The organism is Kineococcus rubinsiae (assembly GCF_011839805.1).
GTDB classification, from domain to species: Bacteria; Actinomycetota; Actinomycetes; order Actinomycetales; family Kineococcaceae; genus Kineococcus; species Kineococcus rubinsiae.
In genome coordinates this window covers 10,215-35,851 of record NZ_VWPY01000013.1, presented here as the reverse complement: position 1 = coordinate 35,851, position 25,637 = coordinate 10,215, and the positions used below count along the sequence as shown (strand labels likewise).

Below are 25,637 nucleotides of genomic sequence, written 5' to 3'. Positions count from 1 at the left end.
AGGAGTGGCGTGAGCGCGCTGCAGCAGGTGACCGGCGGCATCGCGAAGGTCATGAAGACCCACCCGGGACGCGCGTACCAGCGCTACAACGACGCGCGGGGCAACGTCCTCGCGGGCGGGATCGCGTACTTCGCGTTCTTCTCGGTGTTCCCCGCGGTGGCCGCCGGGCTCACCGTGCTCGGCCTCGTCATGGCCGCGGTGCCCCAGGTGCGCGACCCCGTGGTCGCGGCCCTCGTCGAGGTGGGCCGGACCTACCTGTCGGGGCTGCTCAAGCCGGGCTCCCCGCCGGTGGGGCAGGAGGAGACCACGGGCATCTACATCGACGAGGTGCTCAACAGCTCGACGCTGAACTGGGCGCTCGTCGTCTCGCTGGGCACCCTGGCGTTCACCGGACTCGGCTGGATCGACGGCATGCGGCAGGGCATCCGCGCCGTCTTCGGCGAGGACGCGGGCGGCGGGTTCTTCCTGCTCGTGAAGCTCCGCGACCTCGCGGTCCTCGTCATCATCGGCCTCGGGGTCCTGCTGTCGGTGTCCTCCGTGCTGGTCACGAAGGTCGCCGCCCAGTACCTGCTCGGGTTCCTGGACGTCGACGACACCACGGCCGGGCGCTGGCTGGTCACCGCGGCGGGCTTCCTCGTGTCCTTCGTCCTGGACACCGCCACCTTCCTCACCGTCTTCCGCATCCTGCCGGGCGCGAACATCCCCCTGCGCCAGCTGCTGTCGGGGGCCGTCCTCGGCGGGATCGGGCTGGGGCTGCTGAAGCAGTTCGGGACCGGCATCGCCCAGCGCAGCGCGGAGGGCAACGCCTTCCTGGGGGCGGCCGCGAGCATCATCGTGCTGCTCGTCTTCATGAACCTCTTCGGCCGCCTGGTCCTGTGGGCCGCCGCCTGGGCCGCGACCACGGCGGAGGACGCCGGGACGCTGGTCGCCGCGCAGGTACCCGTGCGGGCCGACCACGAGGTCCCGCTCGGCCCGCGGGCCGTCGACGCGCCCTCCTTCAGCCGACGCGCCGAGGACCGGACCACGCTGGCCGCGGGCGTCGTGCTCGGGGCACTGGGCGCCGGGGTCGCCGTGGCGGGCCGGGCGGCGGTCCGCTCGGTGGCGCGCGCGGCGGGCAGGAGAGGATGAGGCCATGGTGCTCTCCCGCCGGACCAGCGTGTTCCTCGTCCTGTTCGGCGTCTGGAGCTGGATCATCTGGCCGACGTTCCTCAAGAACATCTGGGCCGATCCCCGCTCCTTCGCCGACGGGCCGCAGCCGTTCCTGCTCGTCCACCTCGTCCTCGTCGTCGTGAGCCTGGTCCTGGGCGCGACGATCGCCGTCATCGGGGTCCGGGGCCTGCGCCGCCGGGCACCCGCCGGGCGCTGACGGGAGCGCGGCCGTGCCCGAGGGACACCTGCTGCACCGCTACGGCCGCGAGCACGCGGCCGCGCTCGCGGGGCACGTCGTCGCCGCGTCCAGCCCGCAGGGCCGCTTCGACGCGACCCCCTTCGACGGCCACGTCGTGCGCGGCGTCGACGTCTGGGGCAAGCACCTCTTCTACGACGTCGAGGACGCGCCCGCCCTGCACGTCCACCTCGGCCACGACGGCTTCTTCCTGCGCACCGACGACCCGGGGCTCCCGCCGCGCGCGGGGACCCGCCTGCGCCTGGCGACGCGGGAGGTGGCGTTCTCGCTGGTGGCGCCCATGCGCTGCGAGGCCATGACGCCCGACGCGCGCGACACCCTGGTGGCGGGTCTCGGCCCGGACCCGCTGCGCGACAGCGGTCCCGCCGCGCGCGAGGAGGCCGTCCGGCGGCTCACGGCCAAGCGGGCGCCCGTCGGCACCGCGCTGCTCGACCAGGCGGTGTGGGCGGGGCTCGGCAACGCCTGGCGCGCCGAGCTGCTGTTCCTGGCGGGGGTGGACCCGGCCCGCCGAGTCGACGCGGAGGAGGCCGGGCGGATCTGGGACCTGGCCGTCGTCCACCTCACCCTCGGCCTGGAGGCCGGCGTCGTCGTGAGCGACCCCGACGCCCCCACCGAGCGGTGGGTCTACAAGCGCAACACCTGCCGCCGCTGCGGCGCGCCGGTCCGCACGTGGCAGCTGGGGGGGCGCACCACCTACGCCTGCCCCGCCGAGCAGCGCTGAGCCGGGGCGTCCCCAGCCTCCGCAGGACCGGCCGGGAGCGGTGACGGGCCGGCCGCCGCGCCGTGGGCGGCTTGCGGTGGCGGCTCGCGTGGAGTGCACTGCAGCTCCAGGCTCCGACGCCGACGTCGGGGCCTCCGCAGAAGGGCAGCCACGTGACGACCACTGCAGCCGACCCGAGCGTCTCCAGCTCGCGCCCCTCGGGCAACCGCGCCGTCGCCTACCTCGAACCGGGCAAGGTCGAGGTCCAGTCCATCGACTACCCGGACTTCGTCCTCAAGGACGGCCCCGGGGTGAACCCCGCCAACGTCGGCCGTCGCGTCGACCACGGCGTCATCCTCAAGCTCGTCGCCACCAACATCTGCGGTTCCGACCAGCACATGGTCCGCGGCCGCACGACCGCACCGCCGAACCTCGTCCTCGGCCACGAGATCACGGGTGAGGTCGTCGAGAAGGGCCGCGACGTCGAGTTCCTCGAGGTCGGGGACCTCGTCAGCGTGCCGTTCAACATCGCGTGCGGCCGCTGCCGCAACTGCAAGGAGCGCAAGACCGGCATCTGCCTGAACGTGAACCCGGACCGGCCGGGCTCGGCGTACGGCTACGTCGACATGGGCGGCTGGGTGGGCGGGCAGGCGGAGTACGTGCTCGTGCCCTACGCCGACTTCAACGCCCTGAAGTTCCCGGACAAGGCGCAGGCGATGGAGAAGATCCTCGACCTGACGATGCTGTCGGACATCTTCCCCACCGGTTTCCACGGCTGCGTCAGCGCGGGCGTCGGGCCGGGTTCCACGGTCTACGTGGCGGGCGCCGGCCCGGTCGGACTCGCTGCGGCCGTGGGGGCCCAGCTGCTCGGGGCGGCCGTCGTCATCGTCGCCGACCTGAACGCCGACCGGCTGGAGCGGGCCCGCAGCTTCGGCTGCGAGACCGTCGACATCTCCAAGGGTTCGCCGCAGGACCAGATCGAGCAGATCCTCGGCGTGCCGGAGGTCGACTGCGGCGTCGACGCCGTCGGGTTCGAGGCGCGCGGGCACGGGTCCGGCTCGGGCACGGAGGCGCCCGCGACCGTCCTGAACTCCCTCATGGAGGTGACCGCGGCGGGCGGCGCCCTCGGCATCCCCGGGCTCTACGTCACGGGTGACCCGGGCGGGATCGACGAGGCCGCGAAGAAGGGTGCGCTGTCCCTGGACCTCGGCACCGGCTGGGCGAAGTCGCTGTCGTTCACGACCGGCCAGTGCCCGGTCATGAAGTACCACCGCGGCCTGATGATGGCGATCCTGCACGACAAGGTGCAGATCGCGAAGGCCGTCGGGGCGACGCCCATCACCCTCGACGAGGCCCCGGACGCGTACGCGAAGTTCGACGCCGGCGCGGCGCAGAAGTTCGTCATCGACCCGCACGGCATGATCCCGCGCGGCTGACCTGTCCCTCCACCCGCGGTGATCATGCAGGTACTACCTGCATGATCACCGCCGAGGAGCGAGCGGGCGACGAGACGGTGCGCGGATCGTGGTCGGGCGGTGCAGACGTCAGACGTCACTCTGACGGCTCTGGCCGCCTCGAGTGGGCAGGATGCGCACGTGCGGAGGGCTACGCTGCACAGCACCTGTTCATCGTCGATCGGAGACCCGTCCATGTCCGCGTCCGTGTTCCTGTCCAGCTCCGCTGCGGTCCCCACGTTCCACGAGCTGAGCAGCGACGAGAGGGGCGCGCTGGCCGCGCTCGGGCAGCAGCTGGACGTCGACCCCGTCGCGCAGCCCGAGGACTTCTGCCGCCGGGCGCGCCTGCTCGTGCCGCAGCTGCCCGCGACGCTGCTGGAGAAGCTGTGGGCCTTCGAGGAGCGCGGCTCCGACTCGGGCGTCCTCGTGCTGCGCGGGCTGGACACGGGCGAGCTGCCCGCCACGCCGGTCGACAACACCGGGGGCATCGGCGGCCGCACCCTGCTGGCGCGCCAGCAGGGCATCGTCAGCCACGCGCTGGGCCACATGGTGGGCTACGCCGCCGAGGGCCACGGCCACCTGCTGCAGGACATGGTCCCCAACCCGAAGCTCGCCGCGACGCAGCAGTCGCAGGGCTCGAAGGTGGAGCTCGAGGCGCACACCGAGCAGTGCTTCTCCGCCCTGCGCCCCGACTACGTCGTCCTCGGCTGCCTGCGCGGCGACAGCCAGGCCGCGACCTACGCCTTCCGCGGGCTCGACCTCGCGGCGCACTTCGACCCGAGCGACCTCATGGAGCTCTACCGGCCGCTGTGGACGACGCTGGTCGACGAGTCCTTCGCCGACTACCTCGACACCCGCGAGGTGCGCGGGCCGTTCCCGATCCTCTCCGGGGACCCGGACGACCCGACGCTGCTCGTCGACCAGGACCTCATGCACGGCATCACCAAGCGCGCGCAGGCGCTGCTGGAGCGCGTGCTCGAGGTCTACGTCGCCCACCGCCACGCCGTGGTCCTGCAGCCCGGTGACGTGCTGCTGCTGGACAACCTGCGCGCGATGCACGGCCGCTCGTCGTTCGCGCCGCGCTTCGACGGCACCGACCGCTTCATCAGCCGCGGCTTCGTCGTGCGCGACCTGCGCCGCTCGCGCTTCGCCCGCCCCGGTGGCGAGCGGGTCGTGCAGGCCAGCTTCAGCTGATCCGGCCGTCCCCGGGGGATCGGGGCAGGACGAGGGCCGCACCGGGCAACCGGGGCGGCCCTCGCGGCGTCTAGGGGGGTGCACGGGCCGGTCGCGCGGGTCCGTGCGGAGAGGGCAGGCGCGAGGAGTCGGACGAGCGGGGACGGGGAGGCGGCGTGCGCGAGGACTACGACGCGTTCGTGCGGGCCGGGGGGACGCGGCTGCTGCGGGTCGCGCTGCTCATGACGGGCGACCGGGGGGCGGCCGAGGACCTCGTGCAGGAGGTGCTGGAGCGCATGTACGTGCGCTGGCCGAGCATCGACGACCCGCACGCCTACGCCCGCGCCGCGATGGGCCGCCACGTCGCCGACCGGTGGCGTCGGCTGTCCCGGCGGCCCCGCGAGGTCGCCATGCAGCCCTGGCACGACCGGGCCGCCGACGACGGGGCCGACGCCCGGGCGGAGCGCTCCGCGATCGTCGGGCACCTGGCGGCCCTGCCGCCGCGGCAGCGGGCCGTGATCGTCCTGCGGTACTTCGAGGACTGGTCGGAGGAGCGCATCGCCGACGAGCTCGACGTGTCGCGGGGAACCGTGAAGAGCCAGGCGTCCAAGGGGCTGGACCGGCTCCGGCGGGCGCTGGGTGGAGAGAGCACTGACGGCCGCCGGGCACCGGCGTCCGTCCTCAGCACGCACGAGGCCGAGGAGGCGAAGCAACGGTGAACCCGTTCGAGGACCAGCTCAGGGGCGAGATGCAGCGGGCGACCGCGGGGGTCGAGGCCCCCGACGGCCTGGCGGCGGCGGCCGGTGCCGGGGGGCGCCGGCGGCTGCGGCGGCGACGGGCGGCGCAGGCCGCGCCGGTCGCCGCCGTGGTGGCGGGGCTGGCGGCGTTCGCGCCCCAGCTCAGCGGCCTGGGCCGCGCACCGGCCGGGACGGTGGTCGGCTCCCCGGGGGAGGGTGCCGTCCGCCCGACCCCGACGGTGCCGGCGACCAGCGCGCCGCTCGGTGGGGACGGCGAGTGGACCACGCCGGACTCCTGGCCGGCCTTCTTCTCGGCGGGCTACGACTACGACGACGCCGTCGCGCTGGCGGCGCTGTGGGGCAGCGCCACCGTCGAGGACGCCAAGACCCGGGCGGGTGAGGAGCTGCTCGCGGGGGCGACGCTCCCCGTGGCGCCGGGCAGCGCGCCGCCGGCGCCCGGGACGTCCCCCTCCGGCGACGACGCCACCGCGGTCGAGGCGTTCTTCGCGGCCGGCTACGACTACGACGACGCGGTCGCCCTGGCGCGGCTGTGGGGCGGCGACCCGTACGAGGCGAAGGTCACGGCCGGGCAGAAGCTCACGGCGGGGGAGACCCTGCCGGTGGCCCCCTGATCGGCTCCGGGACCCACCTGCACCTGCGGGTGGGTCTCGAGGTCGAGCTGCTGGCCCCGCGCGGGGCCAGCCGCCGCGACCTCGCCGACGAGCTCGCCCGCCGCTGCGGCGGGCGGGTCCGCCCGGTCTTCCACACCGACAGCGAACCGTCCGCGGCCCCGGGCGTCGAGCGGTTCCTGCACCTGACCCCGGGCTTCGACGTCCTCGACGCCGCGGGGGCGTTGCGCTGCAGCCTGGTCGACGACACGACGATCGTCGCGGACCTCGACCCGGGGGCACCGCCGCGCCCGGGCTGGTACCGGATCCTCAGCGACGACCCGCGTCTGCTGCGCCTCGTCGCCGCGCGCACCGACCCGGCGGAGGGGATCGGGTCGGTGCTCGCGCCGGTGGCGGAGCTGTTCGGCGTCGAGGTTGAGACCCTCGGGGCGGTCCGCCGCGTCCAGGACGCCGCGGGGGCGACCATCGCCCTCGCGGCGCCGCTGCCGGGGGAGCGGGAGCGGCCCTGCGAGGTGGTCACCCCGCCGCTGGCGGCGGGTCACCGGGAGGCGCTGGAGCCCCTGCTGTCCGCGGCGCGCGACCTGGGCTTCACCGTGCCGCGCGAGGCCGCGGTGCACCTGCACGTCGACGGGGCCCCGTTCCAGCAGGCGGTCGCGTTCTCGAACGTGGTGCGGCTGTTCGGGACGTGGCGCGCGGCGCTGTGGGAGCTGTTCGCCACGAACCCGCACTGCCGCCGCCTGGCGCCGCTGCCGGCCGCGCTGGTCGAGCTCGTCGAGGAACCGGGCGCGGACTGGGAGCGGCTGCGCACGCAGGCCGCCGGCACGGGGGTGTCGAAGTTCTGCGACGTGAACCTCGCCCGCGTGCTCGGGCTGCGCCCGGGACCGCAGACGCTCGAGGTGCGGCTCCTGCCCGGGGCGATCGACGCGGACGAGGTGCTGGCGCAGGTCCTCCTGGTCCAGCGCCTCCTCGACCGGTGCCGGGACGAGCGGCCGTTCCCGCGCCCACGCGCGGGGGAGGGGTCCGCCGCCGAGCTCCTCGCCCTCGTCGGCGGCTGAAGCGGCACGCCAGCACGTTCCGCACGCGCGGAGAGGGCGGCCGGAGTCGCCCCCGACCGCCCTCCTCGGAACTCCGCCGTTGAACTCCGACCAGGAGCTCACCGGCGGAACCCTCCCCGGAACTCCCGGGCCTACCGTCCGGTCAGCGCCGTCAGGAACGCGTTGCCGTTGGGCGTCCCCACCCCGGTGCTGCCGTCGTAGTCCCGCACCGTGTCCAGCGTCGTCAGCGGGTCGGCCTCCAGCGTGCGGATGCTGTAGGTGCGTCCGCCGGCCGGGGACACGTCGTCGGCGTAGTTGACGCGGACGACGGCGGGAGTGGAGCCCAGGTCGGCTTGGTCCGGGTCGTACAGCGGTGTCGTCGAGGCGGTCGCCGACGGAGTCGTCGAGGACCCGGCACCGCGGGCGTAAGCGCGGTAGATGAGCGGGTTCAAGAACCCGAGGGGGGTTCCCGCGCGCTGGTTGGCGACCGCGGCGATGCCGGCCATCAGCGGCGCCGACAGCGACGTGCCGCCGATGCGGTACTCGTCGTAGAGAGTGCCTTCGGGGAACGACTGCGTCTGCCCTACCAGGAGACCGGTGTTCGGGTCGGCGAGTGCGGAGACGTCGGGCACGGACCGGCCCGAGGCGGTGATGCCGGCGGCCTGCTGGTAGGCCGGTTCCGCGAAGAGGCGGCTGGTGCCGCCACCGGCTCCGCCGTTGAGGGTGCCCGGCAGGGCGCCGATCGTCCCGGTCAGGGTGTAGGTGGGTGCGCCACTGGTCGTCGGGGTGATCGTGCCGCCCGTGACCGGGGCCAGGCCGGTCTGCCAGCCCACCTCGAACTCCCGCGTCCAGTCTGCGGCCGCGGTGAGCGCCGACGTACCGGCTCCGCCGAGGCGACCGGCGCTGCCGGTGGACGGGACGATGGCCGCGGACGTTCCGCCGACGGCGGTCACGTACGGGTCGTCGGCGTAGAAGTCCGGCTGCAGCGTCCCGGTGGCGGCCTCGTCACCGTTGTCGCCGCTGGAGACGAAGACGCCGACGCCCGTCGCGACCGCCTGCTGGAACGTCTTGTCGAGGCTGTTGATGAAACCCTGCGGAACGCCTTCGCCGCCGAACCCGTAGCTGATGGAGATGATCGAGGCGAGGTGCTTGTCGACGATCGAGTTGACGGCCGCGTCGAAGTCCTGGTTGGCGTTGGAGGACGCCACGTAGAGCAGGGTCGCGTCCGGGGCCGTGGAGTGGATCGCCTCGGCGTCCAGCGTCTGCTCGCCGTAGTAGTCGCCGGGGACCTGCCGCGGGGTGTCGGGGTGCTTGTAGACGCCCGGGGCGACGCGCTGCTGGATCTTCGGGTCGGGCAGCCCGTGCTTCCGGCTGTAGGTCGTGACGTCCGCGACGATGGTCGGGCTCGCGTTCGCACCCACGAAGGCGACGGTCTGGCCCGCCCCCGTGTCGGTCGACGCGAGGCCGTAGAGGCCCCGGACCTGCGCCGGCGTGTACCCGCACGGCGCGAGCGGGGTGGTGGGGGAGCCGTACACGGGAGCGGGTGTGGTCACGCTGGACGCGCCGTAGTACGGGGCGCAGGGCTGACCCGCGCGGAAGCCCACGCCCGGGGCGCCGTGCACCTGCTTCGGGTCGTTCCCGGTCGAGGCGTTGCCCGTCAGGAGCAGCGTGCTGTCGTCCAGGCCCACCACGGCGCTCACGACGCCGGTGAGGGCGGCGGGCACGCTCGGGACGGTCTCGGGGGCACGCAGCGTCTGCCCGTAGGCGCTGTAGAGGCCGAGCGTGGTGCCGAAGGCCGCCTCGGCCTGGGCCACCGTGCCCTCGACGGCGACGTAGTGGCCGTTGTCGGGGGTGTCGGCGATGGTCAGGCCGGCGCCGCGCAGCCACTGCTGGACCGCGGTGACGTCCTTCTGGGTGGGCGCGAAGCGGCTCCGGAACTGCTGGGCGGTCAGGAAGGCGCCGTACTGCGGGGAGCCGGGCGTGCTCACGGCTGCGGTCAGGGCGTCCAGCGACGCCTGGTCCCGCCAGGGCAGGTAGACCCGCGCGTGCACGACGTCCCCGGCCGACGCGGCGCGCCGCAGCGCGGAGGACTGCGCCCAGGTGGGTCGGCTGGTGGTCAGGGCGCCGCGCCCGGGGGCGGCGGACGCGGCGGTGGCGGTGAGCGACAGCCCCACGGTGCAGGCCAGGACGGCGGCACCGGTGAGGGCGTGGACACGAGACGTTCGACGCACTTCGACCTCGAATCGGAGCGGGCCGCTCCTGTGAGTGGCCGCGTGGGGGACACGCAACCACGAGTTCGCCCGGGCAACAGGATTTCGGGTGAACTCACAGCGACGCTGCGTTCGCCGGGTGGCGGGTGCTGGACGGGTGGCCCGCCCCGCGGGCGCCGGCGGGTCGTTCGGGCCGGGTCAGCGGCGGCGGCGCTGACCCCGGGCGGTCCAGCCCAGGTAGGCGGTCAGCGACCCGACGACGGCGACCCCGACGGCGGTCACCTTGGCCTCGTGGGGGCGCAGCCGGTCGGCGTCGGTCGAGATGATGGTCGCGAGGGCCCCGATGCCCGCCGAGGCCACCAGGCCCACGACCAGCCGGTTGCCGATCCGCTCCACCCGGGCGACCAGCGGTTCCAGCTCGTCGGTGCGCACCGAGACGGCCACGCCGTCGCGGTCCAGGACGTCGAGCAGGCGGACCAGCTGCCCGGGCAGCTCCACGCCGAGCGCGGCCGTGTCCACGCCCGCCTGGCGGACCCGCCGGGCCAGGGCCAGGGGGTCGAGGTGGCGGCGCACCAGCCGGCGCGCGTAGGGGCCGAGGATGCGGCCGAGCTGGAAGTCCGGGTCCAGGCTCGCGCCCAGCCCCTCCGTCATGACGATCATCTTCACGACGAGGGCCAGGTTCCGCGGCAGCGCGAGGTGGTGGCGGCGCAGGATCGCGAGGACGTCGCGCACCACGTCGCCGACCTTCAGCCGGCCCAGCGGGAGACCCTCGTAGGTGCGCAGCAGGTGCGCGGTGTCCGCGGTCAGGCGCACCCGGTCCACGCGGTGCTCGGTGATGCCGATCGTCGCGAACGCCGCCGCGATCCGGGCCGGGTCGCGGCGGTCGAAGGCGGCCAGCAGCATCGCGAGCTGCTCGCGGGAGCGCTCGTCGACCTCCCCGACCATCCCGTAGTCGAGCAGCCCGATCCGACCGTCGGGCTCGATGAGGAAGTTGCCCGGGTGCGGGTCGGCGTGGAAGAAGCCGTGCTCGAACACCATGTCGGCCAGCAGGCGCGTGGCGCGCGCGGCCAGCAGCGAGCGGTCGACGCCCGCCCGGCCCAGCGCCTCCGTGTCGCTGATCTTCATGCCGCGCAGGCGCTCGAGGGTGATGACCCGCGACGTCGTGGTGTCCCAGTGCACCGCCGGCACCCGGATGTCCGGGTCCCCCGCGAAGTTCTTCCCGAACCGCTCGGCGTTGTGGCCCTCCTGCAGGTAGTCCAGCTCCGCCCGCAGGGTGTCGGCGAAGTCGCTGGCCAGGCCGACGACGTCGTAGTCGGCGGCCACCGACCAGCGCCGGGAGGCCTGCACGGCCAGGGCCCGCAGGATCTCCAGGTCGCCCTCGACCTCCTCGACCACCCCCGGCCGCCGGACCTTCACGACGACCTCGCTGCCGTCGGCCAGCACGGCCGCGTGGGCCTGCCCGATCGACGCGCTCGCCAGGGGCGTGTCGGCGAACTCCGCGAACAGCTCCTCCGGCTCGGCGCCCAGCTCCTCGCGCACGGCCGCGCGGATCACGTCACCGGGCACCGGCTTGGCGGAGTCCTGCAGCTTCTCCAGCTCGTGCTGGAAGGCGGGGGAGAGGAGGTCGGGGCGGGTCGAGAGGATCTGGCCGATCTTGACGGCGGTCGGCCCGAGCTCCTCCATCACGAGCCGGACGTGCTGGGCGCGGGTGTACCGCTCGCGGTCCGAGGAGCGGCCGATGCGCTGGAAGTCGGGCCGCACCCAGCGCTCCAGGCCGAGGGCGTCGATGAAGTAGCCGAGGCCGTGGCGCGTCAGGACCCGGCTGATCTGCAGGTACCGGTCCTGGTGGCGCACGACCCCCATCATCCACGGCGTCGCTCCGCGCGCCGCTCCGCGAGGGGGTCAGGCGGCCTGCCGGGTGGCGGCGGCCGGACCGCGGCACCCTCCACGGAGACGGCAGTGGGAGCCACGAGGAGTGGCGAAACCGTTGCAGCACAGAAGGTTAGCATGGTCATCGAACGTTCGTTCGACTAGACTGCAGGCATGACCTGGAACGGTGAGCACCCCCTGCACCAGCCGTTCGCGGCGTTGCAGGTGGCGCTGTCGCAGGTCGCGGACGTCAAGGCGTCGAGCTTCTCCCTGGCCTCCGCCCAGGAGGCCGTGACGGCGTTCCTGCGGCTGCGTCACCAGGCCGATTCTGCCTACCTGCACCTGGTCCGCGTCCTCGTTGAGGCCGGTTCCTCGGCGTCGGACACGGCCACGTTCCTGGCCTGCGCCCCCAACCGCCTACCGAGGGGTCAGGCCCGGCGTGACGTGGAAGCCGCGAAGGTCACCGACCCCTCCGTCATCTGGGACGGGGTCATCGGAGGCGTCGACGGCGACCGCGGCGCCTTGCAGCACCTCGGTGACGCCCTCGCCGCCGGCGACGCCTCCCGGGCCCACCTCGACGTCGCCGTCACCGCGCTGTCCCGCATCCCGACCACCATCCGGCGCGGGACGACCACCCTCACCGATGGAGTCACGGGTGAGGTCGTCGAGCACCGCAGCGCGGAGCTCCTGGACGCCCACCTGACCCGCAACGCCGCCCGGCACTGCCCGGGTGTCGCGGGGCAGCTGGCCCGCGAGCTGGTCCTCACCATCGACCCCGACCACGAGGACCGCACCTTCCGCGACCCCGACGCGACCACCCGCCGCGGTCTGGTCTTCGGGGCCCTCGTCGACGGGATGTGCCGCATCACCGTAGACCTGGACGAGACGGCCACCGTCATCGTGAAGCAGGCCGTCAACGCCGCCTCCGCACCCCTTCCCGTGCAGGTCGAGGCGAACGGTGAACTGATCCGCGACCCGCGCTCGAAGCGCCAGCGCGACGCCGACGCCTTCGTCACCCTCCTGCAGCGCGGGGCGCAGGCGTCCGAACCGGTGGTGGCCGAGACGGCGCGCGTCTCCGTCGTCGCGACGGTGGCGGACGTCCAGGCCGCGATCGAGCACCGCGATGCGCAGACCACCGCCACCGTCGACGGCCACGGACCCGTCTCCACCGCCACCCTGGGGTACCTCGTCTGCGGTGCCACCCTCCAGCGCGTCCTGACCAGCGCTGCGGGCGCGGTCCTCGACCTCGGCCGCAGCACCCGCCTCGCTACCCGCAGCCAGCGCACCGCCCTCGCGGTCCGCGACGGCGGCTGCGCCGCCCCCGGCTGCATCACCGCCCCCTGGGCGTGCGAGGCCCACCACTTCCCCGCGTGGGAGGACGGCGGCACCACCGACCTGGACCGGATGGTCCTGCTCTGCCCGACCCACCACCGCGCCTGGCACGCCCACCACCTCGAGGTCCGGCTCCGCCCCGACCGCACCACCGAAGCCCGCTGGATCACCCGCGACCCGAGGTGGCCCGGAAACCCCGTCACCCGACCCTGGGTCCGCAACACCTACCCCGCCGACCGGCGCCTCACCCGAGAACTCGGGGCACACCTGCGCGCCCCCGCAGCCCCGCCGACAACCTCACGGCAGTAGGCCGGCCGCCTCACCCTCGTTCCAGCAGGCCGCTCGTGGCGACGAGCTCCACGGCGGCCCCCGGCTCACGGCGGGTCAGCAGTGACGCCCGCAGCACGTGCCCGCCGCGGAGCAGCTGCCACGTCAGGTGCACGACGCCCGAGGTGTCGACCTGGACGCCGACCTCGGTGCCGGCGACCGTCACGACCGTGAAGTCGTCGCCGCCCACGTCGCGGGAGCTCGCGACGCGCTGTGGCCACGGGGTGGTGGGTCGCGTGTCCGCCTGCTGAGCCCGGACGTCCAGGACCGAGGCGCCCTGCCGCACGACCGGCCACAGCAGCGCGTGCTCCCAGCGCTGGGCGGCCGGCAGGGACGCGAGGCGCAGGTGCAGGGTCAGCCACCCCGCCTCGAGCTGGGCCCGCAGCGGTTCGGTGGGCAGGCCGCGGTGGACCGAGAGGTGCTCGACGACGTCGGGGCCGCGGAGAGCGGAGAGGGACGGCACCGGGCCGCCCAGCAGGTCCGCCGCCTGCGCCTCGTCGACGCGCACGTGCCGCCACGACAGGCTCCCGCCGCCTCGGGCGCCGCGACCGAAGGCCCGCTGGAGCGCCTCCTGCGGGACCAGGGCGGCCAGGGCGCGGGTCACGTCCGGGGACAGGCCCGGGCGTGCCTCCTGGGCGCCGGGGACGGGACCGCTCAGCTCCACCGCTGGAGTGTCCCCCGCCGCGGCGCGAGGCGGAGGCCGCCGCCCGGGTGGGCCCGGGAACGACGACGGGCCCCTCGCGCAGAGCGAGGGGCCCGTCGGTCGTGCTGGTGGTGCGTCAGAACTTGCGGGCGATCAGGGCCTGCTTGACCTCGGCGATGGCCTTGGTGACCTGGATGCCGCGGGGGCACGCCTCGGAGCAGTTGAAGGTCGTGCGGCAGCGCCACACGCCCTCCTTGTCGTTCAGGATCTCCAGGCGCAGGTCCGAGCCGGAGTCGCGGCTGTCGAAGATGAACCGGTGCGCGTTGACGATCGACGCGGGCCCGAAGTACTGGCCGTCGGTCCAGAACACGGGGCAGCTCGACGTGCACGCGGCGCACAGGATGCACTTGGTCGTGTCGTCGAAGCGCTCGCGGTCGGCCTGGGACTGGATGCGCTCCCGGGTCGGCTCCGCGCCCTTGGTGATGAGGAACGGCATGACCTCGCGGTAGGCCGCGAAGAACGGCTCCATGTCGACGATGAGGTCCTTCTCCACCGGCAGGCCCTTGATGGGCTCGACGAGGATCGGCTTGTCGATGTTGAGGTCCTTCAGCAGCGTCTTGCAGGCCAGGCGGTTGCGGCCGTTGATCCGCATCGCGTCGGACCCGCACACGCCGTGCGCGCAGGAGCGGCGGAACGCCAGGCGGCCGTCCTGCTCCCACTTGATCTTGTGCAGGGCGTCGAGGACGCGGTCGGTGCCGTGGGCGGTGACCTGGTAGTCCTCCCAGTGCGGCTCCGTGTCCTGCTCCGGGTCGTAGCGGCGCAGGCGGACGGTGATCTCGAAGGACGGGATCTCGCCCGTCCCCGACTCGTTGCCGCCCTTGCGGGGAGCGACCTTGCCGCTGCCCTCGTGGGCGGTCTCGGCGGACTTGGCCGGGCCGGCTTCCCCGTTGGTCTCCCGGGGGGAGGTCTCGAACGTCGACATCAGTACTTGCGCTCCATCGGCATGTAGCGCGTCTGGACGACGGGCTTGAAGTCCAGGCGCATCGAGTGCTGTCCGGCGGCGTCGGTCGTGCGGTAGACCATCGTGTGCCGCATGAAGTTGACGTCGTCGCGGTTCGGGTAGTCCTCGCGGAAGTGCCCGCCGCGGGACTCCTTGCGCTCCAGGGCACCGAGCACCATGACCTCGGCGAGGTCGAGGAGGAACCCGAGCTCGAGGCCCTCCAGCAGGTCGGTGTTGAAGCGCTTGCCCTTGTCCTGCACCGACGCCCGCGCGTAGCGCTCCTTCAGGCGGTCGATGTCGGTCAGGGCCTGCTTGAGGGTCGCCTCGGTGCGGAACACCTGGGCGTTGAGGTCCATCGAGTCCTGCAGCTCGCGGCGGATGTCGGAGATGCGCTCGCCCTGGGGCCGGTCGCGCAGCTCGGCCATCGACGCGACGACCGCGGCCTCCGGGTTGGCCGGCAGGGCCACCCACGACGCCTTCGACGCGTACTCGGCGGCCGCGAGGCCCGCCCGCCGGCCGAACACGTTGATGTCCAGCAGCGAGTTGGTGCCGAGGCGGTTCGACCCGTGCACCGAGACGCAGGCCACCTCGCCGGCGGCGTAGAGCCCCGGGACGACGTGGGTGTTGTCCTCGAGCACCTCGGCCTCGACGTTGGTCGGCACGCCGCCCATCGCGTAGTGCGCGGTGGGGTAGACGGGCACCGGCTCGGTGTACGGCTCGACGCCGAGGTAGGTGCGCGCGAACTCCGTGATGTCGGGGAGCTTGGCGTCGATGTGCGCGGGTTCGAGGTGGGTCAGGTCGAGCAGGACGTAGTCCTTGTTCGGCCCGGCGCCGCGGCCCTCGCGCACCTCGTTGGCCATCGCGCGGGCGACGATGTCGCGCGGCGCGAGGTCCTTGATGGTGGGGGCGTAGCGCTCCATGAACCGCTCGCCGTCGGCGTTGCGGAGGATGCCGCCCTCACCGCGCGCGGCCTCGGACAGCAGGATCCCCAGGCCCGCGAGGCCCGTCGGGTGGAACTGGAAGAACTCCATGTCCTCCAGCGGCAGCCCGCTGCGGTAGGCGATGCCCATGCCGTCACCCGTGAGGGTGTGCGCGTTGGAGGTCGTCTTGAAGACCTTGCCGGCACCGCCGGTGGCGAGCACGACGGCCTTGGCCTGGAACACGTGGATCTCGCCGGTCGCCAGCTCGTAGGCCACGACGCCCGCGACGCGCTTGCCGCCGGGCACGCCGATCGACGGCGGCGCGGTGACCTCGGGCTGCTCGGTGCTGCCCTCGATCTCGGCGCCCGTCTTCGCCTCGTCGGCGTCGACCAGCAGCAGGTCCAGCACGTAGAACTCGTTGAAGAACTCCACCTCGTGCTTCACGCACTGCTGGTAGAGGGTCTGCAGGATCATGTGGCCGGTGCGGTCCGCGGCGAAGCACGAGCGGCGCACGGGCGCCTTGCCGTGGTCGCGCGTGTGCCCGCCGAAGCGGCGCTGGTCGATCTTGCCCTCGGGCGTGCGGTTGAAGGGCAGGCCCATCTTCTCGAGGTCGAGGACCGCGTCGATGGCCTCCTTGCACATCACCTCGGCGGCGTCCTGGTCGACGAGGTAGTCACCGCCCTTGACGGTGTCGAAGGTGTGCCACTCCCAGTTGTCCTCCTCGACGTTGGCGAGGGCGGCGCACATGCCGCCCTGCGCCGCGCCGGTGTGGGACCGGGTGGGGTACAGCTTGGTCAGCACCGCGGTGCGCTGGCGCTTGCCGGACTCGAGGGCGGCGCGCATGCCCGCCCCGCCCGCACCGACGATGACCACGTCGAACTGGTGCGTCTGCATGGCTCGGCTCCCTCGAGGTGTGGTGGTGTGGATCAGTTGGTGATGGTGGGGACGGTCGAGCCTGCCGCCCGGCAGATCTCCAGCATGGAGTTGGGGTCGGCGCACGGGTCGAACGTGAAGATGACGAGCGTGCCGACGACGATGACGATCGTGGTCGCCAGGTACAGCGCCATCTTCAGCCAGAAGCGCGTCGCGTCCCGCTCGGCGTAGTCGTTGATGACGGTGCGCACGCCGTTGGTGCCGTGCAGCTGGGCCAGCCACAGCATCAGCAGGTCCCAGACCTGCCAGAACGGGCTGGACCACTTGCCGGCGACGAAGCCCCAGTCGACCTGGTGGATGCCGTCGCCGGTCATGAGGTTGACGAAGAGGTGCCCGAAGACGAGGACCACGAGGGCCAGGCCGGACATCCGCATGAAGAGCCAGCCGTACAGCTCCCAGTTGGTCCGGGTCGCCTTGCTGCGCCGGTACGGCGAGCGGGGGGTCTCGAGGGCGGGGGCGTAGCTCGCGCCGGGTGCTTGATCGCTCATGGCTGCGGCCCTCAGTGGGTGAAGACGTTGGTCAGGTGGCGGACGAGGAAGGGCACCATCAGCACGACCCACAGGGCCACGACGCCCCAGAAGAGCTTGCGCTGGTGCTTGGTGCCGCCGGACCAGAAGTCGACCAGGATGATCCGGATGCCGTTGAGGGCGTGGAAGACGACCGCGCCGACGAGGCCGGCCTCGCCGAGGCCCATCACGGGGTTCTTGTACTGGCCGATGACCGCGTCGTAGACCTCCGGGGAGATCCGCACCGTCGCGGTGTCCAGGACGTGCACGAAGAGGAAGAAGAAGATCAGGACCCCGGAGATGCGGTGCATCACCCAGGACCACATGCCCTCGCGCCCGCGGTAGAGCGTCCCCGCCGGCTTCTGCCGCCCGGGCTTCACAGGCTTCGTGGCTGAGGTGCTCGTGGCCACCGGCTTCCTCCTCGCGTCGGAACGCCGCGCGAGCTCGGGTGCCATCACTCCAACGGCGGCGTCTCCTCCGATGGTAGGCGCGTGCGGCGCCGGAGCCGGTGCCGGGGAGCGGGGTGGGGAGGATTTGTGACGAAGGACTCACGGGGCGGTGGAGACGCAGGTCACGCGAGGCCAGGCTCACCTCAGAGCAGTGATCCGCAGCGCTGCGTGACCGGCCGCCGGTAGGTTCCGGGCATGAGCGATGCGGGGGCAGCGACGGCGGGGACGGACGGGCCCGGCCCGGGCCGGGTGGCGGGGGGCCCGACGGGCTGGATGGAGGACGACCTCGAGGACGCCACGATCGACCTGAGCGACTTCTACGCCGTCGTCCCCGCCGGCGGGGCCGGCACCCGGCTGTGGCCGCTCTCGCGCAGCGACCGGCCCAAGTTCCTCCTCGACCTCGCGGGCCGCGGGCGCACCCTGATCCAGTCGACGTGGGACCGGCTGCTGCCGCTGTCCACCGCGGAGCGGACCCTCGTCGTCACCGGGCGCTCGCACGTCGACGCCGTGCGCGAGCAGCTGCCCGACCTGCGCGGCGACAACGTGCTGGCCGAGCCGAGCCGACGCGAGTCCGCCGCGGCCATCGGCCTGGCCGCGGCCGTGCTGGTGCGCCGGAACCCGGACGCCGTCATCGGCTCCTTCGCGGCCGACCAGATCATCTCCGGCCGCGACGACTTCGAGGGCTCGGTCGAGGAGGCCGTCGTCACGGCCCGCCGCGGCTTCGTCGTGACCATCGGCATCGCTCCCTCCCACCCCGCCACGGCCTTCGGCTACATCCGCCTCGGCAAGCGGCTGCGCCTGCAGGGCGCGCCCAACGCGCGCCGCGTCCTGCAGTTCAAGGAGAAGCCCGACGCCCGCACGGCGGCCGCCTACCTGTCGACGGGGGACTACCGCTGGAACGGCGGCATGTTCGTGGCGCGCGCCGACGTCCTGCTCGAGCTGCTGTCGGTGCACGCCCCGGCCCTGCACGCCGGCCTGCAGCGGATCGCCGACGCGTGGGACACCCCGCAGCGCGACGCGGTGCTGGAGGAGCAGTGGGACGCGCTGCCGGCCATCGCGATCGACCACGCCGTGGCGGAGCCCGCCGCCGAGGAGGGCCGCGTCGCGGTCGTGCCCGCGACCTTCGGCTGGGACGACGTGGGGGACTTCTCCTCCCTCGCGGAGCTGCTGCCCGCCGACGTCGGCCGGCCCCACGTCCTGGGCGACCCCGACCTCGTCGTCACCGAGGGCGTCGCGGGCGGCCTCGTGGTCCCCGGCAACGGCCGGATCGTCGCGCTGCTCGGCGTGGACGACATCGTCGTGGTCGACACCCCCGACGCGCTGCTGGTGACGACCCGGGCGCGCTCGCAGGAGGTCAAGAAGCTCGTGAGCCGGCTGGAGGAGGCCGGGCTGCACGTCACGTGACGCGCGGTCCCCGGGGGCGCCGGTGGCGCTGGAGTAGCGTCTCGTCCTCGTGAGCAGCCTCTCCCCTCCGCCGGGACCCCCCGTCCCCGCCGACCTGCTCGCCCCGCACCTCGCGACGGCGCTCGCTCTGCGCCGACAGGTGCACGCGCACCCGGAGCTGAGCCACGACGAGCACGCGACCACGGACGCCGTGGCCGCGCTCATGCGCGGCGCGGGCTACCGCGTGCGGCTGCTGCCCGGGACGGGGCTGACGGCCGACATCGGCCCCGGCGTGCCCGTCGTCGCGCTGCGCGCCGACCTCGACGCCCTGCCGCTGCAGGAGGCCACGGGGCTGCCCTACGCCTCGACGCGCCCCTCGATCGCCCACGCGTGCGGTCACGACGTGCACACCGCCGTCGTCGCGGGCGCCGGTCTGGTCCTGGCCGACCTGCACCGCGCGGGCGCCCTCCCGCACGGCGTCCGGCTGATCTTCCAGGCCGCCGAGGAGGTCATGCCGGGCGGCGCCCTGGAGGCGCTGCGCGCCGGCGTGGTCGACGGCATCGGCGCCATCTACAGCCTGCACTGCGACCCGAGCCTGGACGCCGGGACCGTGGGCCTGAAGGCCGGGCCGATCACCTCCGCCTCCGACCACGTGACGGTCCGGCTGTTCGGGACCGGCGGGCACACCTCGCGCCCGCACCTGGCCGGGGACCTCGTCTTCGCGCTCGGCCAGGTCGTCACCCAGCTGCCGGCCGTGCTGACCCGCCGCGTCGACCCCCGCTCGGGCGTGAACCTCACCTGGGGGATGGTCAGCGCCGGCGAGGCCGCGAACGCCGTGCCCAGCACCGGTGTCGCGTCGGGGACCCTGCGCTGCATGGAGACCGAGGCGTGGCAGCACGCCGGCGAGCTCGTCGAGGGCGTCGTCGCCGACCTCGTGCGCCCCTACGCCGTCCGGGCGGAGGTCACGCTGCAGCGCGGCGTGCCGCCCGTCGACAACGACGTGCTGGCCACCGCCGTCCTCGAGACCGCGGCGCGCGCGGAGCTCGGCGACCTCGCGGTCCTGCCCACCCGGCAGTCGCTGGGCGGGGAGGACTTCGCCTGGTACCTGCACCACGTGCGCGGCGCGATGGTGCGGCTGGGGACCCGCACCCCGGGCGGGGTGACCTACGACCTGCACCGCGGCGACTACCAGCCGGACGAGGCGGCGCTGGGGCCCGGCATCCGGGTGCTGGCCGCGACTGCCGCGTCACGGCGCGCTCCGCTGGACGATCTGCGGCCCGGAACGGTCTAGTCAGGGCAAGGCGCACACTAGGCTGGGCCGTCGATCGTCGATCTGCCCCCCTGGAGGAGCACCCCCATGACGAAGTTCACCCGCCTCGCCCCGGCGGCCGCGATCGGCGCCGCCGCGCTGATCCTGGCGTCCTGCGGTGCCCGCCCCACCGACGCGCAGAGCGGTTCCTCCGCCTCCGGGTCCGCCGCCTCGGGCGCGAAGTTCTCGGCCTGCATGGTGCTCGACACCGGTGGCGTCGACGACCGCTCGTTCAACCAGTCCTCCTACGCGGGCCTCACGGCCGCGAAGGAGGCGAACGCGGACATCGACATCTCCTACGTGCCGTCCACCGACGACACCGCCTACACGCCCAACCTCAACGCCGAGGTGGCCAAGGGCTGCGACACGATCATCGCCGTCGGCGGCCTCATGAGCGACGCCGTCAAGGAGGTCGCGACCGCGAACCCGGACCAGCAGTTCGCGGAGATCGACTCCTCCTCGGGCGCGTCGAACGTCTACGGGTTCCAGTACAACACCGCCGAGGGCGGGTTCCTGGGCGGCTACCTCGCGGCCGGGATGACCAAGACCGGCACCGTCGGCACCTGGGGCGGCCTGCCGATCCCGCCCGTCACCATCTACATGGACGGGTTCTGGGAGGGCGTGCAGTACTACAACGCCCAGAAGGGCAAGGCCGTCAAGGTGCTCGGCTGGGACGAGGGCGACCAGAAGGGCGGGTCGTTCTCCAACAGCTTCACCGACCAGGCCGCGGGGCGCTCGATCACCGAGACCCTCGCCGGCCAGGGCGCCGACATCATCATGCCGGTGGCGGGCCAGGCCGGCCTGGGCGCGGGCGCCGCGGCCGAGGCCGCGGGCGGCAAGCTGAACCTCATCTGGGTCGACACCGACGGCTGCGTCAGCGCCGAGCAGTACTGCGACTACTTCATCTCCTCGGTCACCAAGAACCTCACCGACGCGGTGACGGACTACGTGACCGCGGCGGCCGGCGGCACCTTCCCGACCGGCGGCTACGTCGGGAACCTGAAGAACGAGGGGACCGGCCTGGCGCCGTTCAACAAGTTCGACGCGCAGGTCCCGGCCGAGCTCAAGACGGAGCTCGACCAGGTCAAGGCCGACATCGTCGCGGGCACGATCAAGATCACCTCGCCGAGCGCGATCGCCGCCAGCTGAGGTGGAGCTCGAACTGCGGGGCATCACGAAGCGCTTCGGGTCGCTCGTCGCCAACGACGCGATCGACCTCGTGGTCCGGGAGGGCGAGATCCACGCCCTCCTGGGCGAGAACGGGGCGGGCAAGAGCACGCTCATGAACGTGCTCTACGGGCTGTACACGCCCGACGAGGGCGAGATCCTCGTCGACGGCCGGCCCGTGACGTTCTCGTCGCCCGGTGATGCCATGGACGCCGGGATCGGCATGGTGCACCAGCACTTCATGCTGGTCCCGACGTTCACCGCGACCGAGAACATCGTCCTCGGGTCCGAGCTCGTGAAGGGCGGCGGTCTGCTGGACCGCCGCCGCGCCCGCAAGCGGGTCGTGGAGACGTCCGAGCGGTTCGGCCTCGCCGTGCCGCCGGACACCCTGGTCGCCGACCTCGCGGTCGGCGTCCAGCAGCGGGTCGAGATCGTCAAGGCCCTGCTGCGGCAGGCGAAGGTGCTCGTCCTGGACGAGCCGACGGCGGTCCTCACGCCGGCCGAGACCGACGACCTCATGCGGGTCATGCGGGAGCTCGCCGACGCGGGGACGTCGATCGTCTTCATCACCCACAAGCTGCGCGAGGTCCGCGCCGTGGCCGACCGGATCACCGTGATCCGGCGCGGCCGCGTCGTCGGCGAGGCCTCGCCCAGCGCCTCCGCGCAGGAGCTCGCCGCGCTCATGGTGGGCCGCGACGTGCGCCTCACCGTCGAGAAGGCCCCCGCGACACCGGGCGACGTCATGCTGGAGATGGCCGACGTGCGCGTCACCGACAGCGCCGGCACGGTCCTGCTCGACGACGTCAGCCTCACCGTCCGCGCCGGCGAGGTGCTGGCGGTGGCGGGCGTCGACGGCAACGGCCAGACCGAGCTGACGCGCAGCATCGTCGGGCTGCAGGCCGTGGACTCCGGGACCCTGCGTCTCTCGGGCGAGGACGTCACGGGGGAGGGCGTCGCGAGCCTGCTCGGCCGCGGCGTCGGCTACGTCCCCGAGGACCGCCTGCACGACGGCCTCGTCGGCTCGTTCAGCATCGCGGAGAACCTCGTCCTGGACCTGTCCTCGTCGCCGGAGTTCTCCTCCGGCCCCGTCGTCGACCGGGCCGCGGTGCAGCGCAACGCCTCCGAGCGCGTCGCGGAGTTCGACATCCGCACGTCCTCGCCGCAGGCCGCCGTCTCGACCCTGTCGGGCGGCAACCAGCAGAAGGTCGTCCTGGCGCGCGAGATGTCGCGGCCGCTGAAGCTGCTCGTCGTCGCGCAGCCCACCCGCGGCGTCGACGTCGGCAGCCAGGAGTTCGTGCACCAGCGCATCGTGGCCGAGCGCGACCGCGGCGCCGCCGTGGTCCTCGTGTCCACCGAGCTCGACGAGGTGCGGGCGCTGGCCGACCGCATCGTCGTGCTCTACCGGGGCCGGATCGCCGGCGAGGTCGGCCCCGACGCCAGCCAGGAGGACCTCGGCCTGCTCATGGCCGGGGCGCAACCGTCCGCGGGCCCGCCCGCCGGGGGCCCCGCCCCCGGTGGCCCCGCCGGACCGACGGTGGAGAGGGACGGCGCGTGAAGCGACTGCGCTGGGGCGGCACCTGGCTCGTCACGGTGTTCGCGGTGGTCGGGGCGCTCGTCGTGGGGGCCGTGCTCATCGCGATCGGCGACGCCCGCACGCGCGACGCCGCCACCTACTTCTTCACCTACCCGTGGGACACGTTCACCGAGGCCGGGTACGCCGTGCGCGACGCCTACGTCGCGCTGGTGCAGGGGGCGGTGTTCAACCCGAACCTCTCCGGCACCGCGGCCCTCGGCCCGATCTCGGAGACCCTCGTCAACGCGACCCCGCTGATCCTCACGGGGCTCGCGGTCGCGCTGTCGTTCCGCGTGGGGCTGTTCAACATCGGCGCGCAGGGGCAGATCATCGCGGGCGCCATCGTGGCCGCCTACGTCGGCTTCACGTTCGACCTGCCCGTCGGCCTGCACCTCGTCGTCGCGCTCGTCGGGGGCATCCTCGGCGGGACGCTCTGGGGCGGGATCGTCGGCTGGCTCAAGGCCCGCACCGGGGCCCACGAGGTGATCACCACCATCATGCTGAACTACGTCGCCATCAACCTGCTGACGTTCCTGCTCGGCCTCGAGGGGTTCCAGCGGCCGCCCTACGGGCAGGCGATCTCGGAGTCCGTGGCCGCCTCGGCCCGCCTGCCGCACCTGCTGGGCTCCTCGCTGCGGGTCCACCTCGGCCTCCTGCTCGCGCTCGCCGCGGCCGTCGGGGTCTGGTGGCTGTTCACGCGCTCGACCCTCGGGTTCCGGCTGCGGGCCGTCGGCGCGAACCCCGACGCCGCGCGCACCGCGGGCATGGCCGTGGGCCGGCTGCAGATCGCGGCCATGGCGATGGCCGGCGGGCTCGCCGGCCTGGCCGGGGCCTCGCAGGTGCTCGGCGTCACCGGGTCGGTGACCGGGTCGGTCGCCGGGACCATCGGCTTCGACGCCATCACCGTCGCCCTGCTGGGCCGCAACAACCCCTACGGCGTCATCGCCGCGGGGCTGCTGTTCGGCGGCATGCGCGCCGGGTCGGTGCAGATGCAGTCCTCCACGGGCGTGCCCGTCGACCTCGTCGGCGTCCTGCAGGCCCTCGTCGTCCTCTTCATCGCCGCGCCCGCCCTGGTGCGCGCGGTGTTCCGGCTGAAGCCCGGCGGCGCGAAGGCCGTCGGCAGCGAGCTGGCGGCGGGGTGGACCCGGTGAGCGCGCAGACCCCGCCCGTCGCGGTCCCCGACGCCGTCGTCGTCCACGAGCGCGTCGAACCCGTCATCGGCGTCCGGCGCCGCGTCGTCACCGGTCTGCTGCTCGTCGTCGTCGGCCTCGTCACGGTCCTCGGCTGGGGCTTCGGCTCCGGCACGGGGGACGCGACGTTCCGCTTCGGCGGCGGCGCCGCGATCGCCCTGCCCGACCTCACCGTCCCCGGCACCACCACCCCGGTGCTGCTCGGCGCGGTGGTCCTCGCCCTGGGCGTCTTCCAGCTCGTGCGCGGGTTCCGCCTGCGCCGCACGCCCGTCCTCATCGGCGTCACGCTGGCCTGCTTCGTCATCGCCTTCCTCGCCTGGGCGATGTCCGGCCGCGACGGCGGGTCGATCGACGTCGTCCAGCTGCTGCAGTCGACGGTGTTCCTGGCCACCCCGCTGATCCTCGGCGCGCTCGCGGGCGTCCTCGGGGAGCGCTCGGGCGTCGTCAACGTCGCCATCGAGGGGCAGATGCTCACCGGGGCGTTCGCGGGGGCGCTCGTCGCGACCCTGGCCGGGAGCCTCGGGGCGGGCGTCGTCGGGGCCGTGCTCGCGGGCGCCCTCGTGGGCTGGGTCCTCGCGGTGTTCGCGATCCGCTACCAGGTCAACCAGGTCATCCTCGGCGTCGTCCTGAACGCGGCCGCCCTCGGGTTCACCGGCTGGGCCTACAAGGCGCTCATGCAGACGAACACCGAGCGCTACAACTCCCCGGGCGTCCTGGAGCCGCTGCCGATCCCGGGCCTGGCCGACCTGCCCGTCGTCGGCCCGCTGCTGTTCCGCGCCAACGTCGTCGTCTACCTCATGTACGTGCTCATCGTGGCGCTGCAGGTCGTGCTGTTCCGCACCCGCTGGGGCCTGCGCACGCGGGCCGTGGGGGAGCACCCGAAGGCGGCCGCGACGGTCGGCATCCCGGTGCTGCGCGTGCGTTACGTCAACGTCGTCGTCGCGGGCGGCATGGCCGGGCTCGCGGGCGCGTACCTGTCGATCGGGACGATCGGCCCGTTCACCGAGAACATGTCGGCCGGCAAGGGGTTCATCGCCCTGGCCGCGGTCATCTTCGGCCGCTGGAGCCCCAAGGGGGCGGTCGGCGCGTCCCTGCTGTTCGGGTTCTTCGCCGCGCTGCAGACCCTCGTCGGCATCCTGCCCACGCCGGGCGCGGTGCCGTCCAGCTTCCTCGCGATGCTGCCGTACCTCGCGACGATCTTCGCCGTGGCCGGCTTCGTCGGCCGCGTCCGCCCGCCCGCCGCCAGTGGGGAGCCCTACCCGTGAGCCCGACGACCGACGCTGACCGCACCGGACCCGACTTCGACGCGCTGCGGGCCGCGGCGCGCGAGGCCCTGGAGCACTCGTACTCGCCGTACTCGAAGTTCCCGGTGGGGGCCGCGGCCCTCGTCGACGACGGCCGCGTGGTCGCGGGCGCGAACATCGAGAACGCCTCCTACGGCGTGACGCTGTGCGCGGAGTGCACCCTCGTCGGGCAGCTGCAGATGACGGGCGGCGGACGGCTCGTGGCCTTCGCGTGCGTCGACGCGGCCGGCGGGGTGCTGATGCCCTGCGGGCGCTGCCGCCAGCTGCTGTACGAGTTCGGCGGGCCGGACCTGCTGGTGGACACCCCGCGCGGGGTGCTGCCCATGACGCAGGTGCTGCCCGACGCGTTCGGGCCGCACGACCTCACCGACCCGTCCCGGAAGGCCTGAT

General features: G+C 73.6%; 23 protein-coding genes. 16 read left to right on the top strand and 7 right to left on the bottom strand.

Going from position 1 to position 25,637, the window contains the following annotated elements; all coding sequences use genetic code 11:
- Positions 1 to 9: 9 nt before the first annotated feature.
- The 8 genes from F1544_RS09350 (at position 10) to F1544_RS09315 (ending at position 7,153) form a co-directional block, all read left to right on the top strand.
- Entirely contained in the window at positions 10 to 1,128 is a 1,119-nt protein-coding gene (locus F1544_RS09350) for a YihY/virulence factor BrkB family protein (RefSeq protein ID WP_167584530.1), read from the top strand.
- Between the two features lie 4 nt (positions 1,129 to 1,132).
- Positions 1,133 to 1,366 carry an SCO4848 family membrane protein gene (locus F1544_RS09345; protein ID WP_167584529.1) on the top strand — a complete coding sequence of 78 codons (234 nt, stop codon included), beginning with the start codon at positions 1,133 to 1,135 and terminating at the stop codon, positions 1,364 to 1,366.
- A gap of 13 nt (positions 1,367 to 1,379) precedes the next feature.
- Positions 1,380 to 2,126: a DNA-formamidopyrimidine glycosylase family protein gene (locus F1544_RS09340; protein ID WP_167584527.1), complete on the top strand. Its 747-nt coding sequence runs from the start codon at positions 1,380 to 1,382 to the stop codon at positions 2,124 to 2,126.
- Between the two features lie 152 nt (positions 2,127 to 2,278).
- Positions 2,279 to 3,541 (top strand): formaldehyde dehydrogenase, glutathione-independent, encoded by a 1,263-nt coding sequence (gene fdhA, locus F1544_RS09335; protein WP_167584525.1) that lies wholly within the window; start codon positions 2,279 to 2,281, stop codon positions 3,539 to 3,541.
- A 213-nt stretch (positions 3,542 to 3,754) separates the two neighbouring features.
- On the top strand, positions 3,755 to 4,753 hold the full coding sequence (locus F1544_RS09330; RefSeq protein ID WP_167584523.1) for a TauD/TfdA family dioxygenase: 999 nt from the start codon (positions 3,755 to 3,757) through the stop codon (positions 4,751 to 4,753).
- A gap of 155 nt (positions 4,754 to 4,908) precedes the next feature.
- Positions 4,909 to 5,451 (top strand): SigE family RNA polymerase sigma factor, encoded by a 543-nt coding sequence (locus F1544_RS09325; RefSeq protein ID WP_167584521.1) that lies wholly within the window; start codon positions 4,909 to 4,911, stop codon positions 5,449 to 5,451.
- Complete coding sequence (locus F1544_RS09320; protein WP_167584519.1) at positions 5,448 to 6,101, top strand: hypothetical protein; 654 nt, start codon at positions 5,448 to 5,450, stop codon at positions 6,099 to 6,101. Before F1544_RS09325 ends, F1544_RS09320 begins: the two co-directional genes overlap by 4 nt.
- Before the next feature lie 29 nt (positions 6,102 to 6,130).
- On the top strand, positions 6,131 to 7,153 hold the full coding sequence (locus F1544_RS09315; protein ID WP_308469967.1) for an amidoligase family protein: 1,023 nt from the start codon (positions 6,131 to 6,133) through the stop codon (positions 7,151 to 7,153).
- A gap of 131 nt (positions 7,154 to 7,284) precedes the next feature.
- Here F1544_RS09315 and F1544_RS09310 read toward each other — a convergent pair whose 3' ends face one another.
- Together F1544_RS09310 and F1544_RS09305 are read right to left on the bottom strand one after the other, a co-directional pair.
- Complete coding sequence (locus F1544_RS09310) at positions 7,285 to 9,363, bottom strand: S53 family peptidase (RefSeq protein WP_167584517.1); 2,079 nt, start codon at positions 9,361 to 9,363, stop codon at positions 7,285 to 7,287.
- A gap of 177 nt (positions 9,364 to 9,540) precedes the next feature.
- Positions 9,541 to 11,196, bottom strand: coding sequence for an ABC1 kinase family protein (locus F1544_RS09305; RefSeq protein ID WP_167584515.1), 1,656 nt, complete (start codon positions 11,194 to 11,196; stop codon positions 9,541 to 9,543).
- Positions 11,197 to 11,385: 189 nt separating this feature from the next.
- On the opposite strand from F1544_RS09305, the gene F1544_RS09300 reads away from it, so the two are divergent.
- Complete coding sequence (locus F1544_RS09300) at positions 11,386 to 12,852, top strand: HNH endonuclease signature motif containing protein (protein ID WP_167584513.1); 1,467 nt, start codon at positions 11,386 to 11,388, stop codon at positions 12,850 to 12,852.
- A 10-nt stretch (positions 12,853 to 12,862) separates the two neighbouring features.
- Here the strand turns inward: F1544_RS09300 and F1544_RS09295 are convergent, their stop codons facing one another.
- The 5 genes from F1544_RS09295 to sdhC form a co-directional block, all read right to left on the bottom strand.
- Positions 12,863 to 13,534 carry a hypothetical protein gene (locus F1544_RS09295; RefSeq protein WP_167584511.1) on the bottom strand — a complete coding sequence of 224 codons (672 nt, stop codon included), beginning with the start codon at positions 13,532 to 13,534 and terminating at the stop codon, positions 12,863 to 12,865.
- A gap of 115 nt (positions 13,535 to 13,649) precedes the next feature.
- A complete protein-coding gene (locus F1544_RS09290) occupies positions 13,650 to 14,495 on the bottom strand; it encodes a succinate dehydrogenase iron-sulfur subunit (protein ID WP_167584509.1) in 846 nt (281 codons plus the stop codon).
- Positions 14,495 to 16,327 (bottom strand): succinate dehydrogenase flavoprotein subunit, encoded by a 1,833-nt coding sequence (gene sdhA / locus F1544_RS09285; RefSeq protein ID WP_167584507.1) that lies wholly within the window; start codon positions 16,325 to 16,327, stop codon positions 14,495 to 14,497. Before sdhA ends, F1544_RS09290 begins: the two co-directional genes overlap by 1 nt.
- A gap of 32 nt (positions 16,328 to 16,359) precedes the next feature.
- Positions 16,360 to 16,854, bottom strand: a complete 495-nt coding sequence (locus F1544_RS09280; protein ID WP_167584505.1) for a succinate dehydrogenase hydrophobic membrane anchor subunit — start codon at positions 16,852 to 16,854, stop codon at positions 16,360 to 16,362.
- A gap of 11 nt (positions 16,855 to 16,865) precedes the next feature.
- Positions 16,866 to 17,282 carry a succinate dehydrogenase, cytochrome b556 subunit gene (gene sdhC / locus F1544_RS09275; RefSeq protein WP_167584503.1) on the bottom strand — a complete coding sequence of 139 codons (417 nt, stop codon included), beginning with the start codon at positions 17,280 to 17,282 and terminating at the stop codon, positions 16,866 to 16,868.
- Positions 17,283 to 17,594: 312 nt separating this feature from the next.
- Between sdhC and F1544_RS09270 the strand changes: the two genes are divergently transcribed.
- From F1544_RS09270 to F1544_RS09240, 7 genes are all read left to right on the top strand, one after another.
- The gene (locus F1544_RS09270; protein ID WP_167584620.1) at positions 17,595 to 18,725 is read left to right on the top strand and encodes a mannose-1-phosphate guanylyltransferase; all 1,131 of its coding nucleotides are present in this window, start codon (positions 17,595 to 17,597) and stop codon (positions 18,723 to 18,725) included.
- 49 nt (positions 18,726 to 18,774) lie between these two features.
- On the top strand, positions 18,775 to 19,995 hold the full coding sequence (locus tag F1544_RS09265; protein ID WP_167584501.1) for an amidohydrolase: 1,221 nt from the start codon (positions 18,775 to 18,777) through the stop codon (positions 19,993 to 19,995).
- Between the two features lie 66 nt (positions 19,996 to 20,061).
- Complete coding sequence (locus tag F1544_RS09260) at positions 20,062 to 21,162, top strand: BMP family lipoprotein (RefSeq protein WP_167584499.1); 1,101 nt, start codon at positions 20,062 to 20,064, stop codon at positions 21,160 to 21,162.
- 1 nt (position 21,163) lies between these two features.
- On the top strand, positions 21,164 to 22,735 hold the full coding sequence (locus F1544_RS09255) for an ABC transporter ATP-binding protein (RefSeq protein WP_167584498.1): 1,572 nt from the start codon (positions 21,164 to 21,166) through the stop codon (positions 22,733 to 22,735).
- On the top strand, positions 22,732 to 23,904 hold the full coding sequence (locus tag F1544_RS09250) for an ABC transporter permease (protein ID WP_167584496.1): 1,173 nt from the start codon (positions 22,732 to 22,734) through the stop codon (positions 23,902 to 23,904). Before F1544_RS09255 ends, F1544_RS09250 begins: the two co-directional genes overlap by 4 nt.
- Complete coding sequence (locus tag F1544_RS09245) at positions 23,901 to 25,208, top strand: ABC transporter permease (protein WP_308469966.1); 1,308 nt, start codon at positions 23,901 to 23,903, stop codon at positions 25,206 to 25,208. The genes F1544_RS09250 and F1544_RS09245 overlap by 4 nt, the downstream gene beginning before the upstream one ends.
- Positions 25,205 to 25,636: a cytidine deaminase gene (locus tag F1544_RS09240; protein WP_167584494.1), complete on the top strand. Its 432-nt coding sequence runs from the start codon at positions 25,205 to 25,207 to the stop codon at positions 25,634 to 25,636. The genes F1544_RS09245 and F1544_RS09240 overlap by 4 nt, the downstream gene beginning before the upstream one ends.
- The last annotated feature ends 1 nt before the right edge of the window (position 25,637 follow it).

What these genes read in the sequence shown, in the direction of transcription:
- F1544_RS09260 (WP_167584499.1), top strand. Translation starts at nt 20,062, where the DNA reads ATGACGAAGTTCACCCGCCTCGCCCCGGCGGCCGCGATCGGCGCCGCC.
- F1544_RS09290 (WP_167584509.1), bottom strand. Translation starts at nt 14,495, where the DNA reads ATGTCGACGTTCGAGACCTCCCCCCGGGAGACCAACGGGGAAGCCGGC.
- F1544_RS09300 (WP_167584513.1), top strand. Translation starts at nt 11,386, where the DNA reads ATGACCTGGAACGGTGAGCACCCCCTGCACCAGCCGTTCGCGGCGTTG.
- sdhA (WP_167584507.1), bottom strand. Translation starts at nt 16,327, where the DNA reads ATGCAGACGCACCAGTTCGACGTGGTCATCGTCGGTGCGGGCGGGGCG.
- F1544_RS09280 (WP_167584505.1), bottom strand. Translation starts at nt 16,854, where the DNA reads ATGAGCGATCAAGCACCCGGCGCGAGCTACGCCCCCGCCCTCGAGACC.
- F1544_RS09330 (WP_167584523.1), top strand. Translation starts at nt 3,755, where the DNA reads ATGTCCGCGTCCGTGTTCCTGTCCAGCTCCGCTGCGGTCCCCACGTTC.
- F1544_RS09270 (WP_167584620.1), top strand. Translation starts at nt 17,595, where the DNA reads ATGGAGGACGACCTCGAGGACGCCACGATCGACCTGAGCGACTTCTAC.
- F1544_RS09345 (WP_167584529.1), top strand. Translation starts at nt 1,133, where the DNA reads ATGGTGCTCTCCCGCCGGACCAGCGTGTTCCTCGTCCTGTTCGGCGTC.